The 17,584-nt window shown below is 47.6% G+C and carries 5 protein-coding genes; all 5 read left to right on the plus strand.

Annotation, left to right across the window (positions count from 1 at the left end):
- Positions 1–60 precede the first annotated feature (60 nt).
- The 5 genes from ACOMHB_RS11875 (at position 61) to ACOMHB_RS11895 (ending at position 17,333) form a co-directional block, all read left to right on the plus strand.
- Positions 61–3,834 carry a DUF4116 domain-containing protein gene (locus tag ACOMHB_RS11875; protein WP_448216768.1) on the plus strand — a complete coding sequence of 1,258 codons (3,774 nt, stop codon included), beginning with the start codon at positions 61–63 and terminating at the stop codon, positions 3,832–3,834.
- A gap of 377 nt (positions 3,835–4,211) precedes the next feature.
- Entirely contained in the window at positions 4,212–7,925 is a 3,714-nt protein-coding gene (locus ACOMHB_RS11880) for a PEP/pyruvate-binding domain-containing protein (protein ID WP_448216769.1), read from the plus strand.
- Positions 7,926–8,266: 341 nt separating this feature from the next.
- Positions 8,267–13,183: a DUF4116 domain-containing protein gene (locus tag ACOMHB_RS11885; RefSeq protein ID WP_448216770.1), complete on the plus strand. Its 4,917-nt coding sequence runs from the start codon at positions 8,267–8,269 to the stop codon at positions 13,181–13,183.
- A 163-nt stretch (positions 13,184–13,346) separates the two neighbouring features.
- A complete protein-coding gene (locus ACOMHB_RS11890; protein WP_448216771.1) occupies positions 13,347–13,673 on the plus strand; it encodes a hypothetical protein in 327 nt (108 codons plus the stop codon).
- A gap of 195 nt (positions 13,674–13,868) precedes the next feature.
- The gene (locus tag ACOMHB_RS11895) at positions 13,869–17,333 is read left to right on the plus strand and encodes a DUF4116 domain-containing protein (protein WP_448216772.1); all 3,465 of its coding nucleotides are present in this window, start codon (positions 13,869–13,871) and stop codon (positions 17,331–17,333) included.
- The last annotated feature ends 251 nt before the right edge of the window (positions 17,334–17,584 follow it).

Genomic DNA, 17,584 nt, shown 5'->3' on the forward strand with positions numbered 1-17,584 from the left:
ATTGATTAATGCCACAGCCATTGAACCATGGATGAATGTTAATAATAGAGGGATATCTTGATGTTTCATGCTAATTTTGGCCGTTCAGAGGGTCAAATCCTGAAAACTGATCCAAATCGAAATGCCGACGCTGGCGGTCCATCCAGTGAGGCTCGCAGCCTATCCAAGCGGCATTTCAGTGATCTTGGTCCCTCGGGCGCTCTGACCAGCGAAACTCCACTGGCCAAGCGTGACTGTCGTCCATCTGTTGCTGATCAGACTGCTGGCTATTCTCCTCCCAATCGGGAACAACTCGGCGGCAAGGGGATGTTTTTGCAGCGCATGAAAGAAGCGGGCCTGTCTGTTCCGCCCTTCCAATGTGTGACTGCTCAAATCATGAATGCGCTGGCACAACACCCTCTCGATACCCATGCTTTAGACCACTATTTCCAAGGGTTTGTTGATGAACCGCTGGCAAAGACCAGCCTCAGGAACATCCGGGAATACCTCAATACCTTGCCACCTTCAGAGCAAACCAAAAGGGATGACTGGCTGTCAGCTATGGCAGCATTTATTGCCAGTGATGACTTTTACGAACAGGTGAAAGATTCTGAAGCGGCCCAAAAAATCCGGGGGCTGCACCGTCAGGTGGACCGACTCTCTGGATCACAGCCCGTGATTGTCCGCAGTTCCGGCATCAACGAAGATAACTACGGCGATGCCCAGGCAGGCAAATACCTCTCTGTCATTCAGGCAGGAGGCGATGTTTTCAGAACCTGTCTCAAGGTTATGGCCTCAGGTTACCGGCCTGAAGTCTGTCCCGAAGGCATACCGCAACCCATGGCGCTGATCATCCAACAGTGTATTGACTGTCGATATGGTGGAGTCGTCATGAGCTTTCAATCTTTTCAGGATGATACCATCAGGATTGAGTACACACGGGGTCAGCCCAGAGGCATAGTGGCAGGACAGTCCGGTAACACGCCCCACCGTATCGATATTTCTCGCAAGGAAGGCACTGACAGTTATCAATACTTTCCCGGAAAGGTCTCAAGTCACTTTGTCCTGCACAAAAACAACGATGGCTATCTGGAAACAGAAATTTATGATGCGGACGCCCAATCAGACGACAGTGTTCATAAACTCAGTGATCATTTGGTTGCAAAACTCAGTCAGGCGGTGACAGAGCTGGAAAAGCTGTTGCTCTGTCCGGTGGATGTGGAGTTTGCCATCGATCATCTGGGTAACCTGTTCCTGTTGCAGGTGCGCCCTGTTACCCGGCTTTCTGGCGGCATGGATTTTGCGATGCCTATACCCAAAAAGACCCTGGCCATTGGCGAGGGCGTCAGCGAAGGCCATTGCACCGGAACACTCTGGCTGGCTGAAGAACAAGCGGCAGACTCCATGCCAGAGGGGGCCATTGTCGTAGCTCACCATGCTGCAGACTGGATGCTTGAGCCAGAGTTCCTGAAACGGGCAGGGGGTTTTGTCTTTGCCGAAGGAGGCTTCAATGATCATGTCGCGATCCTTCTGAAACAGGAAGGAAAAACCTTGATGCTGGCCGGTGGACAGTTCTCGGTCGTGGCCGCTCAGGTTGGCCAACAGGCGACGCTGGCCTTTGCCCGCTTCAAAGGTGAGCCTGGCGCCTTTGTTGTTGTCGGTGACCTTAGCGGTGAACTTGCCAGTCGCAGAAGCCTGTCCTCTGCATTTTCTGATGTGTCGCTGCTCAGAGCCGTCCCGTCACGGGATGATTTGTCCCCCCCTGAAGGCACATTCCTTAATGTCGCCAGCAGTTTTCAGTGGCTCACGGATCAAAATGCCCGTTTGTTGGCATTTTTTGCCTCTGGTGGCGGACTGGATTATCTGGCAAATCCCATAAAACTGAGCATGTCACCACAACGTTCAGAGTTGCTGGCAGAGATCAGAGTCAGGGTAAATCGGCTGGTTCAGGGGGCTGAAGCTTTTCTGGATGGCTACCATGCGTTCTTGTTGCTGGCGGGAAAAACAGGTGCTTACGAGGTTCGGTTATTGCGGAATGAAATACCGACATTGTGCAACCGGCTCGAGGCGCTGAAACAAACCATCCGATCCAGTTTGGAGGCTATTATCCTGCTTCTGGATGATGGTAAAAACAGGCAGATAACATTTCATCAATGGCTGACTGCCTGTCAGCAACTGCAATCCTCTCTGCAAGCACTGAATCCTAAAGAGGCTGAGCAGGTCCGGAGTGTTCATGAGCTGATTTTTGCCTTGCACTCGCGCTTTGTATCTGCACTGGCACCGATCACTCAGCTTTCCGGTCAGGGCAAGCTATCAAAAGAAGCGAATATTACCTACCTTGATTACACAACTCAGTGCAACCCGGGAGAAAAGGCACTGCTATTGAGGCCGTCCTCGAAAGCATTAATTGAAAAGTTTGCTTGTTCAGGGACTGTCGTCATCATGGATGATGTCTTGATTGTTAACCTGAAGCTTGGAAGTCATGTGTGCCTTATTGAGCTGCTTGAATGCGCAGAGGGAGGCAAAGAACGAACCTTACGGCTGAAATTCTCTGACCAGTTTTATAAAGATGATGGTGTTGATACAACCGCCAAGTTAAAGCGTATGTGGTTTCTGGTGCAGTTACTGAAAGTGCTCCAACTGGATGAAAATGCTGATAGCATGAAGCTGTTTTGCAATGCGGTAGCAGGAGGCATTATCGTCGAATGCACTCGAATAAAAGCAACTGAAAACATGCAGGATGCCTTTGAAAAACTGATTATTGTATTACGTGATATGTGTAATGTGGATTGTAAAATGCAGTACATTAAGGTTTTTGAAGGAGATCAGTGGAACTTTAGCTCACTGGCACAACGCCTGAGCGGCGATGTTGCGGCAGAAGCTGACAGGTTCGCCTTTCAACATTGCCTTTTCGCAATGTATTATGAGAAGCATTTCTCCTACAATCCTGATTATTTGCTGTTATTACCCGATCACTACCAGCAATTTATTAATTATGCCCAACGGTTTGATGAGTGTCGTAATAAATCGGAGGATGACTATCGGCAAATATTGATGAGCAATGAGATCACTGAAGAAACCCGCAGGGAATTTTTACATCATTTGTTATTCCTCGATGCCAAAAGAACGGCTCCATTGGTTGAAGATATTTATCCCGATTTGAGAGATAAATACTATGTTATAAAACCATCATCCTACAGTTACCGGCTAAGTTTTGAAGTCCCTCCGGATCTGTGGCTTTCTGGTGATAAAGAAACATTCAAAAAAGCCTTGCTGAAGCACGGACTGCAATATGGCAGTCAGCGGGTTCGGAATGATAAAGACCTGGTATTACCAATCATTGCAGAACGTCAAGGAGACCTTGAGTTTGCTGGTGAAAAAATGAAGAATGATAAAGAGGTTGTCATGACTGCAGTCAAAGAGCATGGCATTTGGCTGGATGATGCTGGCCCGGAAATGCGGGATGATGAAAATATTGTAAAGACCGCTATCGCCAGTTATCCAGCAGCGCTGAGTTTTGCAAGTGAAAGAATCCGAAGTGATAAAAACATTATAAAAATGGTTATCGATGATAATATTGTGAACTTAAAATGTGCCAGTAAAAGAATACTGAGTGATCGCGAGTATCTGCTGAACCTGATTGAACATCATTGTTGTGTTTTCAATTATGCTGTAGATGAACTCAGGCGCGATAGGGATTTTATCCGATCAGCAATCTACAGGAACCCTGATGTTGTTCAATACCTCTCCGAGAAGACTTTAAGAATGTGTATTAATACTGGGAGTGCAAGTTCACAACAGAAAAATCAGCCCGAAAACGCTGAGGACCATAGCATTCTGTGTAACATCCTCTAAGCTTGATTATCAGCCAGTTGCTACCGGTTTTTTTAAGCAGGCAAGCAACAATTTTCTCATCAGATAACGCCCTCCAGTACAAACCGAGTTGTTAAGTACCTAACCAGTTGGTTTCACATATTCTGGACGGCGGCTTTTTCCATCCTTCTGCGTTCCAACGCTGGTTGCGTAGCTAAGGCTACGCGCCCGTCGTTGCGCCTTGAAGGATGAAAAAATCCACTCGCCATAATATGTGAAACCAACTGGCCAGGTACTTATTTATCCTATTGCGTGCTTCAGGCTGAACTTTACAAAAAAATTATTGTCAATAGAAAGAGATTTGTTTATTCGTCAGCGATTGAATCATGGATGAATATCAATAACGGAGGGAAGTCTTGATGTTTCCTGCTCATTCTGGCCGTTCAGAGGGTCAAATCCCGAAAACTGATCCAAATCGGGATGCTGGCGCCGACAGTTCATCCAAGGGGATTAGCAGTTTATCTAAAAGGCATTCCAGTGATCCTTATCCCTGTGGCGTTGCGACCAGCGAAACTCCCCTGACCAAGCGTCACTGCCGTCCATCTGTTGCAGATCAGACTGCTGGCTACTCGCCTCAGAATCGGGAACAACTCGGGGGCAAGGGGATGTTTTTGTGGCGCATGAAAAAGGCTGGTCTGTCTGTTCCGCCTTTCGAATGTGTGACTGCTCAAGTCATGAATACGCTTGAACAACACCCTCTGGATAGCCATCTTTTAGACCGCTATTTTCCCGGGATTGTCCATGAGTGGGACACAGGGAACAGCCTGAGGAACATTCGTGACTACCTCAATACCTTGCCGCCTTCAGAGCAAACCAAAAGGGATGACTGGCTGTCGGGTCTGGCAGAATTTATTGCCAGTAATGATTATTACCAACAGGTTAAAGATTCTGAAGCGGCTCGACAAATAGCTGGTTTGCGCCGTCAGCTGGGTGTACTCCTTGCATCACAAGCGGTTATTGTCCGCAGCTCTGGCATCAATGAGGATAATTACGGCGATGCCCAGGCGGGCAAATACCTCTCTTTGGTTCAGGGAGAAGAAGATATTTTGCGAACCTGTCTCAAGGTCATGGCTTCAGCTTACCGGCCTGAAATCTGTCCCGAAGGCATACCGCAACCCATGGCGCTCATTATCCAACAGTGCATTGATTGTCGATATGGCGGAGTCGCCATGAGTTTTCAATCCTTTCAGGATGATACCGTCAGGATTGAGTACACACGGGGTCAGCCCAGAGGCGCAGTGGCAGGGCAGTCCGGAAACAGGCCCCACCGTATTGATATTTATCGCGAGGATCGTGAAGAAGAAGCTGCCAGCTCTCAATACTTTCCGGGGACGATCTCAAGTCGCTTCATCCTGCAAAAGAACGATAACGGCTATTCGGAAACAAGAATTGATAATGCCGATGCCCAGTCAGGCGACGTTGGACAACAACTCAGTGATGACACGGTTTCGACACTCATGGAGTGGCTGACAGAGCTGGAAAACTTATTACTCTGCCCCGTGGATGTGGAGTTTGCTATTGATCATCAGGGGTGTCTGTTCCTTTTGCAGGTGCGCCCTGTTACCCGCCTCTCTGGTGGCATGGATTTTGTCATGTCCATACCCGAAGAGACCCTGGCCATTGGCGAGGGCGTCAGCGAAGGCTTCTGCACCGGTCCACTCTGGTTGGCCAGTCAGCCAGAGGCAGGCTCTATGCCAGAGGGAGCCATTGTCGTGGCCCACCATGCTGAAGACTGGATGCTTGGGCCTGAGTTTCTGAAGAGGGTTGGTGGTTTTGTCATTGCTGAGGGAGGATTCAATGATCACGTAGCAATCTTCATGAAACAGGCAGAAATAGCTTTGATGCTGGCCGGTGGCCAGTTTACGGCAGTGGTCGCTCAGGTTGGGCAACAGGCGACGCTGGCCTGCGCCCGCTTTAACGAAAAACCCGGAGCCTTTATTGTTGCCGGTGACCTTAGCGGAAAACTGGCCAGTTGCAGAAGCCTGTCCTCTGCATTTTCTGATTTATCGTTGGCAAAGGCCGTCCCGTCACGGGATGATTTGTCCCCCCCTGAAGGCACATTCCTTCAGGTTGCCGACGGTTTTCAATGGCTCACAGATCAGAATGCCCGTCTGTTGGCAATGTTTGCCTCCTGCGGCGGACTGGATTGTCTGGCAAATCCGGTAAAACTGAGCATGTCTCGACAACGATCCGGGATACTGGCAAAGATCAGAGACAGTGTAAACAGGCTGGTTCATGGCGCTGAGGCAATGCTGGAAGGGTACCGGGCATTCCTGCTGCTGGCGGGAAACAGCAGTTCATCAGAGGTTCAGTTATTGCAGGATGAAGTACCACTATTAAGCAACCGGTTCAAGACACTGAAACAGACCATCCAATCATTGCTGGAGGCTATCATCCTGCCCCAGGATGACGATGAAGAACGGCAGTTATCGTTTCGTGATTGGCTGTCAGCTTGCCAACAACTGCAATCTTGTCTTCAAGCACTCAATCCCAGGGAGGCTGAGCAGTTCCGAAGTGTTCATGAAGTGATTTTTGCGCTGCATCTGCGCTTTATAAAAGCACTGGCACCGATCACTCTGGACTCGGGTCAGGGCCGGTTATCCAGGGAAAAGCGAATCACCTATGTTGATTACACGACCCAGGGTAATCCTGATGAAAATGCGTCGCTATTGAGTCCAACCGGTAAAGCCATTATGAATGAATTAGAGCTTTCAGGGACTGTTGTCATTATGGATGATGCCTTGTTGGTTAATCTGGGATTAGGCGTTCATGTCAGCCTTGTCGAATTATTTGAAAACGCAGAGGGTGGGAAAGGACGAACCTTGCGGCTGAAATTTTCTGACCAATTCGATAGACCTGGTGGCTTATATAAATCCGGCAAGTTACAGCGGGTCTGGTTTCTGACACAGTTTCTGAAGGCCATCGAACTGGATGAAAATGCTGATCCCATGAGGCTCAGTTACAATGCGGTAGCGCGTGAAGTTATTGTCGAATGTACGCAAATGCAATCACCTCAAGCTATGCAGTATGCCTTTGAAAAGCTGATGGTTGTTTTAGATTCTATGACTGATCTTGATATTCTCTTTGATTACGAAGACATTTTTGAAGAACCTCATTGGGATTTTAACTTGCTTGCACAACGTCTTAATCCCGTTGCTGCGACAGAAGCTGATAGATTCACCTTTCAACATTGCCTTTTTTCAATGTTTTATAAGAACGATTATTGGATGAGTCCCGCTTGTTGCCAGTTACTCAGTAACGATCTTAAACAGTTTGTTCATCATACTGAGCGATTAGGGGAGTGTCGGTCTTTAGTCTATTCAGGGAAAAAACCGGAGGCGAGTCTGAAGGAAATATTTATGAGTGATGACATGAATGAGAGCATGCGCAGGGAACTCTTACATCATTTTTTATTGCTAGATCCCTATTACTCTGTTGGCCCGGTTGAGGATTTTTATCACCATTTGAGAGGCCAATACTTTATTATCAAGCCATCACACACTTACACGCTGACGTTTGTTGTTCCACCGTTTCAGTCGCTTTCGGATATTAAAGAAAAGGTCAGGCAAGCTTTGCTGAAAGATGGGCTGGAATATGCCAGCCAACGGGTTCGAAATGATAAAGACCTTGTATTAGAAGCCATTGCAGTACATCCATTTAACCTGAAATATGTAGGTGCAGAACTGAAGAGTGATAAAGATGTCATCGTAGCCGCAGTTACTCAGAAGAGCTATTGTATGAGCTGCGTCAGCCCGGAACTCCCAAATTATGATGAGGTGGTGATAGCGGCTATCGCAAAGCGTCCAGCAGTTGTGAGGTATGCCAGTGAGAAAATCCGAAGTGATAAAAACATTATTCAAAGTGTCATTACTCATAATATTGATTACCTGGCATATGCCAGTAATACGGTGTTGAATAATTACCATTCTATGCTCGATTTTATTGAACAAAATCCACGTGCTTTTGAATTTGCTGCTCCCGGGCTTAAACTTAATAAGGCTTTTATCGAGGCAGCAAAACAAAGAAATCCCGCAGTTATTCAATACACCAGAGAGCTTTTGGATAAGGTCTGAACGGCTCTGAAAAGTTAGTCAGTGCAAACCCTGTTGCCAGCTTATTGGCATTCTTTTTATTTCGTATTTCAGTCTGACGGGGGGAACTTTATAAAAATATCATTGTCTGAACAGGGTGATACATTGAATTTCTGGCAATTAAATTATGGATGAGTACTTATACCAATCGAACTTTCTAACTCCCTATTGCGCTGAAGATTTGAGCCTTAATCCTGCGTTGGCGATCGTCGCCATAGCTAAGGCTATGACTCCTCACGCCGCCTTGTCTTAAGGCTCAAATCTCCATGCTCATTGCGGGAGTTAGAAAATACGATTGGTATTAGTATGACGAGGATGTCGCGATGTTACCTTTATCTGAAAATTTTGGCAAATTAGATCCCCGAAGCCCGGGCACCTGTTCAAATCAGAACACCGGGGCTGGCAGTCTATCCAACAGCGGTCGCAGTGCAACCAAAAGGCATTTCGATAATTCTGTTCTCTCTGGCGTTTCGACCAGCGAAACCCCTTTAACCAAACGTCTCTGCCATTTAGCTGTTTCAGAGCAGGCTGCTGGCTGTTCTCCTTCCGAACGGGAACAGTTCGGGGGCAAGGGAATGTTTTTGTTGCGCATGAAAGCAGCCGGTCTGTCTGTTCCGCCCTTCGAATGTGTTAGTGCTCAAGTCATGAATGCGCTTGAACAACACCCTCTGGATGCCCATCTTTTAGAATGCTACTTCCCCGGAATTATTTATGAACCGGAGGTGGGAACCAGCCTGGCGAGCATCAGGAAATACCTCAATGCCCTACCGCCTTCAGAGCAAACCAAAAGGGATGAATGGCTGTCGGGTATGGCGAAATTAATTGCCAGTAATGACTATTACGAACAGATTAAAGATTCTGAAGCGGCCCGACAAATCAGGGCTCTGCGCTCTCAGCTGGGCAAAGTCTCCAAATTACAGCCCGTGATTGTCCGCAGTTCCGGCATCAATGAAGATAATTACGGCGATGCCCAGGCGGGCAAATACCTCTCTTTAGTTCAGGGGGAAGAGGATATTTTGCGAACCTGTCTTAAGGTCATGGCCTCGGGTTACCGGCCTGAAGTCTGTCCCGAAGGCATACCACAACCCATGGCGCTGGTTATCCAACAGTGCATTGATTGCCTATACGGCGGGGTCTTTACGAGCTTTCAATCCTTTCAGGATAAAACCGTCAGGGTTGAGTACACAAAGGGTCAGCCCAAAGGCGTAGTGGCAGGACAATTCGGTAATACGCCCCACCGCATCGATATTTATCGCAAGGAAGGTGCCGAAGACGTTCAATACTATCCCGGGACCATCACAAGTCACTTCATCCTGTACAAGCACAATAACGGCTATTCGGAAACAAGAATTGATAATGTCGATGCTCAATCAGGCGACGGTGGACTGAAACTCACGGATAAAATGCTTTCAGATATCAGGGACGCGGTGACAGAACTGGAAGACCTGTTGCTCTGCCCCGTGGATGCGGAGTTTGCCATTGATCACCGGGGTCGCGTGTTCCTGTTGCAGGTGCGCCCTGTTACCCGACTCTCTGGCGACATGGATTTCGCCATGCCCATACCGGAAGAGACTATTGCCTCTGGCGAGAGCGTCAGCGAAGGCTACTGTACCGGACCCATCTGGCTGGCCAGTGAACAAAAGGCAGACTCTATGCCAGAGGGTGCCATTGTCGTGGCCCATCATGCTGGAGACTGGATGCTCGAGCCTGAGTTCCTGAAGCAGGCAGGAGGCTTTGTCATCGCCGAAGGAGGATTCAATGATCATGTAGCAATCCTCATGAAACAGGAAGGAAAAACGTTGATGCTGGCCGGTGGGCAGCTTGCGGCAGTGGAAGCTCAGGTTGGGCAACAGGCGACGCTGGCCTGTGCACGCTTTAAAGGTAAGCCCGGAGCCTTTATTGTTGCTGGTGACCTCAGCGAAAAACTGGCCAGTTACAGAAGCCTGACCTCTGTTGTTTCTGAGGTGCCGTTAACCAAAGCCGTTCCGTCACGGCAGGATTTGTCCCCCGCTGAAGGTACATTCGATCAGGTTACCAGCGGTTTTCAGTGGCTCACAGATCAAAACGCCCGCCTGTTGGCATTTTTTGCCTCAGGCGGCGGACTGGATTGTCTGGCAAACCCGATAAAACTGAGTATGTCGTCACAACGCTCAAAGTTGCTGGCAGGGACCAGGGACAGTGTAAACCGGCTGATTCATGGGGCTGAAGCATTGCTGAATGGGTACAAGTCATTCCTGCAGCTGGCGGGCGTAAAGGACCCATCCGAAATCGGGCCATGGCTGAATGAATTACCGGAACTGAGCAACCGGTTCAAGACGTTGAAAGAGAAAATCCAATCAGAGTTAGAAATGATCAGCCTTCCCCTGCAAGCCGGTGAAGAAGGTCAGAAATCCATGGGCATTTTTCGACACTGGTTGACGGCGTGTCAGCAACTAAAGTCATCTCTTCAGGCTCTCAATCCCAACACGCCTGAGCAGCTCCGAAGTGTTCATGAACTGATTTTTGCCTTGCATGAGCGCTTCGTCAAGGCACTGGCACCGGTTACCCTGGCATCGGGTCAGGGCAAGATCACCAGGATATGGCCCATCACCTATGTAGATTGCAGGACTCCGGGTGACTCGGCTAAAAAGGTACCGCTATTCACTCACTCCTACAATGCATGCCTCGTAAGATCAGAGTGTGAAGCGACTGTCATCATTATGGATGCTGCTTTGATTGTTAACCTACAACTAGGACATCATGTGGGCCTTATCGAGCTACTTGAAGAAGCAGAAGGCGGGAAAGGACGTACCCTGCGGCTGAAATTTTCTGACCGGTTTGCCACAGCTGATGGCAGTGATGGCTCCGGCAAATTGAAACGTATGTGGTTTCTGATGCAGTTACTGAAAGCGATCAATCTGGACGAACAAGCGGGTCCTATGAAGTTCAGTTGCAATGCCGTAGCGGGTGAAATGATTGTCGAATGCCCCCGAATGAAATCACCTCAAATCATGCAGGAAGCTTTTGTAAAACTGACAGCGGCGTTATCTGTCATTAGAAACCTGGATATGGACTTAAACTCAGCAGCCATTTTTGATGGAGATCAGTGGAGCTTTAACAGCCTTATGCAACGCATTGATAGCGATGTTACGACAGAAGCCCATAGATTTGCCTTTCAACACTGCCTTTTCTTAATGGCTTATTCTGCTCGACATAACATTAATGAGGATTGTTACCGATTATTAATAAAGTTCTTGAACAATCATCAAGAACAGTTTATTCGTCATAGTCGACGTCTTGCTGAATCAATACCCCCCCCTCTGGAAACGTTAATGAGTGATAAGATCCCCGGGGACACCCGCAGGGAACTCTTGCAGCATTTTTTGTTGTTAAAGCCTGATGACGCTGCGCCATTGTTTGAAGAGGTGTATGAGCTGGAAGATCAGTACTTTGTTATCAATCCATCCTGCAGTTGCAGTGTAAATTTCGAGGTTTCACCCATTCAGTTCCTTGGGGCTCAAAGAGAAAATATGAAGAATGTTTTAAGCAGGCAGGGACTGAAATATGCCAGCCAACGGGTTCGCAATGATAAAGATCTTGTATTAGCGACCATTGCCGTACATCCATACAGCCTGAAATATGTGAGTGAAGAACTGAAGTGTGATAAAGAAGTCGTTCTAACCTGTTTTAAAGCGCTCAATTTTTTGAAGACTGAAGAGGTACGCAGTGTCAATCACCTGGTCTCTGACTTGTATAGGTCCGTGACAGAGGCCCGGAGACCGGTTACCAGGGCCTCAGCTCTGAGCATGCTATCCAGAGATGATAAGGTCATATATGTTGATTGCACGACTCCGGGTGGCGCGGGTGAAAAGTCAACGTTATTGAATCGGTCCTGCATAGCAGTCCTTGGAGAATCAGGACTTTTTGAAGGAACTGTTACCAGTATGGACGATACTTTGATTGTTAACTTTAAGATAACCGATCTTGTAGGCGTTATCGAGCTACTTAAAAACGAAGAAGAGGCAAAAGGATGTACCTTGCGGTTGAAAATTTCTGACAATTTTTCCTACTCTGATGGTAGTGATGCACCTGGCAAGTTAAAACGTATGTGGTTTCTTGTGCAGTTACTGAAAGCGATAGAGCTGGATAAAAATGCTGCCAGCATGAAGCCTGGTTGCAACGTCGCAGCGGCTGAAGTGATCGTCGAATGCCCGCAAATAACATCAACTCAAGTCATGCAGGGTGCCTTTGTGAAACTGATAAGGGCATTAGAGGCTGTTAGATCTTTGGATATGTTTTTAGGCCCAAGACCTGTTTTTGAAGGGGAGCAGTGGAGCTTTAACATGCTTGCGCAACGCCTTGATAGCGATGTTGCTGCAGAAGCCAATAAATTTGCCTTTCAACATTGCCTTTTCTTAATGGCTGAACGTTACCGATATGCCATTGATCTCAGTTGCTACTTGTTATTAAGCAGTCATCAACAACAGTTTATTGATAATGGTCATCGGTTGTTTAAATTGGAGGGTAATCCTGGCGACGTATTAATGAGAAATGAACTCCCTGAGGACACCCGCAGGGAGCTACTGCATCATTTTTTATTGTCAGATCCCGGTGAGGCTAATCGATGGATTGATCTTGTGTATCCTCATTTGAAAGATCATTACTTTGTTATCAAGCTATCCTGCAGTTACAGCCTGAAGTTTGATTTTTTACCGGTTCAGGCGCTTGGTAATCATAAAGAAAGGGTCAGGAATATCTTGCACAGGGATGGACTGGAATGTGCCAGCCAAAGGATTCGCAATGATAAAGACCTTGTGATAGAAGCCCTTGCAATACATCCACATAGCCTGGAATATGTAAGTGAGGAGCTGAAGAGTGTTGCTGAGGTCGTCATGCATGCAGTCACTAAAGATGGTTATTATCTGCAATATGCCAGCCCGACACTTCAGGATGATGAGAAGGTTGTCATAGCCGCTGTTACAAATTCTTCAGGCGCTCTGAAATTTGCCAGTGAAAGAATTCGAAGCGATAAAAACATTATTAAAACCTTGATAGCTATCAACATTAATAACCTGATATACGTCAATAAAACGATATTGGAGGATCCTGAGTATATGCTGGACTTAATTGCAAAGGATTCTGCTGCTTTTATTTTTGTTGCTCCCGAGCTTAAACAGAATGAGGCTTTTATTGAGGCAGCAAAAAACAGAAACCCCGAAGTGAGTCAACACCTCGCCTTACGCAACGCATATCTCCGGTAAGGATGATATAACCCGGTCTGGTGGTTTCTGGTTTGCAGTGTGTCGTTTAAGCAGACGGCGGCACGGATACTGCCCTGAGAGCGGGTCAGAAGCCTGAGTGATATAATCAGGCATTTAAGTCTTAAGGCTACGAAATATGTTAAAGGTAAAACAGTCAGGAAGCATGATCGCGGGCATCTTGCTTCTGTTTGCAACTCAGGTTTTTGCCTGGTCTCATGTCCGTATCGTTAATAAAACTGACCTCGAGGTATATGGTGAAATCAAATACATTGGCGGATCCGCTTGGGAATGTGAGACACAAACCTATGCACTCGCTTCCTGGGGGGCATTTACTGCACCTTCTCGAGGCGCATGTCTGGTACACGAAATTACCGTCAGTGCCTATGACCTTGGCAATGGTACTCCCTATAAGTCATCGATAGGAACTGCCTATGTCCAATTTATAGTAGTCAAGAGCGACGACGGACAGCCTATGGTGACTCGCCCTTAAGAGAGTTAACGCGTTTGTTCCGACAACGCTAAACAGTGCCAACTGTGTTGACAGCTCATTGTTGTTTGACCTTTTGTCTGGTTCAGCCTGAGTGCTGAACTTTATAAAAAAATTATTGTCAAATGTGAGATAGGTGATTTTTTAGGCGTTAGCCATTGAATTATGGATAAATATTAATATGAGAGGGATATCTTGATGTTGCCTGAAACTTTTGATCCTCAAATATCGAAGACGAACCCAGGGCAGAATACCGGGGCTGGTAGTTCATCCAGCGGGGCTGGTAGTTGCCTCAAAAGGTATTTCAGTCATCTTGATCTCAGTGACGTTCCCGACCCAACGTGGCTAAACAAGCGCACCTGCTGTTCCCCTGTTTCAGGCCAGGCTGCTGACTGTTCTGCCGCCAGCCGGAAACAACTTGGTGGCAAGGGAATGTATTTGCAGCGCATGAAGAAAGCCGGTCTGTCTGTGCCACCGTTCGAATGTGTTACTGCTCAAGTCATGAGTGCTCTTGAACAACAGCCTCTGGATAACCTTGACCGCTATCTCCCCGGGATTGACCGTGAACTGAAGGCAGAGACCTGTCTCAAGAACATCCGTGAACACCTCAATGCCTTGCCGCCTTCAGAGCAAAGCAAAAGGGATAACTGGCTGCTGGGTCTGGCGCAATTTGTTGCCAGTGATGACTATTACGAACAGGTTAAAGATTCTGAAGCGGCCCGACACATCAGGACTCTTCGCCATCAGCTGGACAAACTCTCCAGATCACAACCTGTTATTGTCCGCAGTTCCGGCATCAACGAAGATAACTACGGCGATGCCCAGGCGGGCAAATACCTCTCGGAAGTTCAGGGAGAAGAGGATGTATTGCGCACCTGCCTAAAGGTCATGGCCTCAGGTTACCGGGCTGAAGTCTGTTCCGAAGGCATACCACAACCCATGGCACTGATCATCCAACAGTGCATTGATTGCCGATACGGCGGTGTCGTCATGAGCTTTCAATCTTTTCAGGAAGATACCATCAGGGTTGAGTACACACGTGGTCAGCCCAGAGGCGCAGTGGCAGGGCAGTCCGGTAACCGGCCCCATCGCATTGATATTTATCGCGAAGATCACAAAGAAGAAGCTCACAGCTATCAGTACTTTCCCGGAACAATCTCCAGTCACTTTGTCTTGCATAAGAATAATAACGGCTATTCGGAAACAATCATTGCTAATGCCGATGCTCAATCAGACGACAGTGGACAGGAACTTACTGATAAAATGGTTTCAGATCTCAGGGATGCGGTGACAAAACTGGAAGACCTTTTGCTCTGCCCCGTGGATGTGGAGTTTGCTATCGATCATCAGGATCGTCTGTTCCTGTTGCAGGTGCGCCCTGTTACCCGACTCTCCGGCGACATGGTTTTTGCCATGCCCATACCCGAAGAGACTCTGGCCATTGGCGAGGGCATCAGTGAAGGCTTCTGCACCGGGCCACTCTGGTTGGCTAAAAAAACACAGGCAGACTCTATGCCAAAGGGCGCTATTGTCGTCGCCCGGCAGGCAGAAGACTGGATGCTTGAGCCCGGCTTGCTGAAACGGGCAGGAGGTTTTGTGCTGGCCGAAGCCGGATTCAATGATCATGTAGCGATCCTCATGAAACAGGAAAAAATAGCCTTGATGCGGGCCGGTGATGAGTATGCGGCTGTGATCGCTCAGGATGGCCAACAGGCGACACTGGCCTGCGCTCGCTTTAACGGTGAGCCCGGCGCCTTTATTGTTGTCGGTGACCTTGCCGGAAAACTGGCCAGTCACAGAAATTTATCCTCTGCCTTCTCTGATGTGCTGCCGGGTAAAGCCGTCCCGTCGCGGGCTGATTTGTCTCCCTCTGAAGATACACTTTGTCAGGTCGCCAGCGGTTTTCAATGGCTCACGGATCAAAATGCTCGCCTGCTGGCATTTTTTGCCTCCGGCGGCGGACTGGATTGTCTGGCAAACCCCATAAAACTAAGCATGTCGCCGCAACGATCAGAGTTACTGGCAGACGCCAGAGAGAACATAAGCCGACTGATTTATGGAGCTGAAAAGCTGTTGCAGGGTTATGAGGCATTCCTGCGGCTGGCGGGCGACAGTAGTTCATCCCGGGTTGAGCCATTGCTGGATGAATTTCTGCACCTGTCCAACCGCTTTGAGACGCTGAAACAGACCATCCTATCTGGCTTGAAGAGTATCATTATGCCAATGCAAGCTGCTGAAGACGGGCAGCTATCTCCGGTAATGTTTCGTCATTGGCTGGCAGACTGCGATCAGCTGCAATCCTATCTTCAAGCTCTCAACCCCTGGAGGGCTGAGCAGGTACAGAGTGTCCATGAACTGATTTTTGCTGTACATCAGCGCTTCGTAAATGCGCTTGCACCGATCACTCTTGCCTCGAGTCAGGGCAGGGTCTCTCGGGAAAAGCGCATCACCTACATTGATCACAGGACTCCGAGTGAAACGGCACCGCTACTGAGTCCAGCCTGCAAAGCATCCCTCGAAGGATTATTGTTTCGTAAAGCGATTGTCGTCTGTATGGATGAAGCCTTGATTGTTAACCTGAAGTTAGGCACTCATGTGAGTCTTATCGAGCTACTTGATCGTGCAGAGGGGGGGAAAGGACGAACCCTGCGGCTGAAATTTTCTGACTCTTTTGACAGTGATGATGGCAGTGATTCACCCGGCAAATTAAAACGTATGTGGTTTCTGGTGGAGTTACTGAAAGCGTTCGAACTCAATAAAAATGCGGGTAGCATGAAGACAAGTTGTAACGCTGTAGCGGGTGAAATTATCGTTGAATGCACTCGCATGAGATCACGTGAAAACATGCAGGAGGCCTTTGTAAAACTGACCAAGGCATTATATTCATTAGTTAGTCTGGATCAATACTTAAGTCGGATAACTCTGTTTGAAGGAGGTCGGTGGAGCTTTAACTGGCTTGCGCAGCGCCTTGACAGCGATGCTTCGGCAGAAGCTAATAGATTCGCCTTTCAGCATTGCCTTTTCTCAATGGTTAATAGTGTCCGAGATGGCATTGCTCCAGAGTGTTACCCGTTATTAAGCAAGCATCAACAAGAGTTCATGGATCAAGGTCGATGTCTGGTCAAATCGAAGGACAATGTTTGGGAACTATTAATGAGTGATCAGGTCTCTGAAGATATCTTAAGGGAGCTATTACATCATTTTTTATTGTCATATCCTGGTAACGCCAGTCAATGGGTTGAGCTTTTGTATCCTCATCTTAAAGATCAATACTACATTATCAAACGTTCCTATAGTTACAGTCTGGAGTTTGATGTGCCACCGATGCCGTTGCTCAGGGGGCAAAAAGAAAGGGTCAGGAGTTTCTTGCTCAAGCATGGCATAAAATGTGCCAGCCAACGAATTCGAAATGACAAAGACCTTATGTTAGCGGCTCTTGCAATACATCCGTATAGCCTGAAATATGTCAGTGAAAAGCTGAGGAGTGATAAACAGGTCGTCCTCACTGCAGTCAGCGGAGATGGTTGTAGCCTGCAATACGCCAGCACCAAACTGCGGGATAATGAAGAGGTTGTCAAAGCCGCTATCAAACATGATTCAGCAGCCCTGGAATATGCCAGTGACAGAATTCGAAGCGATAAAAAAACATTATCAAAGCCTTAATGGCTGTCAGTTTTGATAACTTAAGATATGTCAGTAAAGCGGTGTTGAAGGATCGTACAGGTTGAACTTTATAAAAAAATTATTGTCAAAAGATTAATTGATGTTTTTTCTAGCAGCCTGTCGGACTTAAGCGTCCGTAGCGAGGATTGCAAGAAATTGAGGATAAAAATCTCTGTTTCTGAGGAGAATAGCGAGCTATTTGACGAAGAAACAGGGATTTTTAGACCAATTTATTGCAACCGCAGTAGGAC

It is taken from the genome of Endozoicomonas sp. 2B-B, assembly GCF_053470045.1.

Excerpts from the sequence above, each read along its gene's own strand:
- ACOMHB_RS11880 (WP_448216769.1), top strand. The coding sequence starts at position 4,212 with ATGTTTCCTGCTCATTCTGGCCGTTCAGAGGGTCAAATCCCGAAAACT.
- ACOMHB_RS11890 (WP_448216771.1), top strand. The coding sequence starts at position 13,347 with ATGATCGCGGGCATCTTGCTTCTGTTTGCAACTCAGGTTTTTGCCTGG.
- ACOMHB_RS11875 (WP_448216768.1), top strand. The coding sequence starts at position 61 with ATGTTTCATGCTAATTTTGGCCGTTCAGAGGGTCAAATCCTGAAAACT.
- ACOMHB_RS11895 (WP_448216772.1), top strand. The coding sequence starts at position 13,869 with ATGTTGCCTGAAACTTTTGATCCTCAAATATCGAAGACGAACCCAGGG.
- ACOMHB_RS11885 (WP_448216770.1), top strand. The coding sequence starts at position 8,267 with ATGTTACCTTTATCTGAAAATTTTGGCAAATTAGATCCCCGAAGCCCG.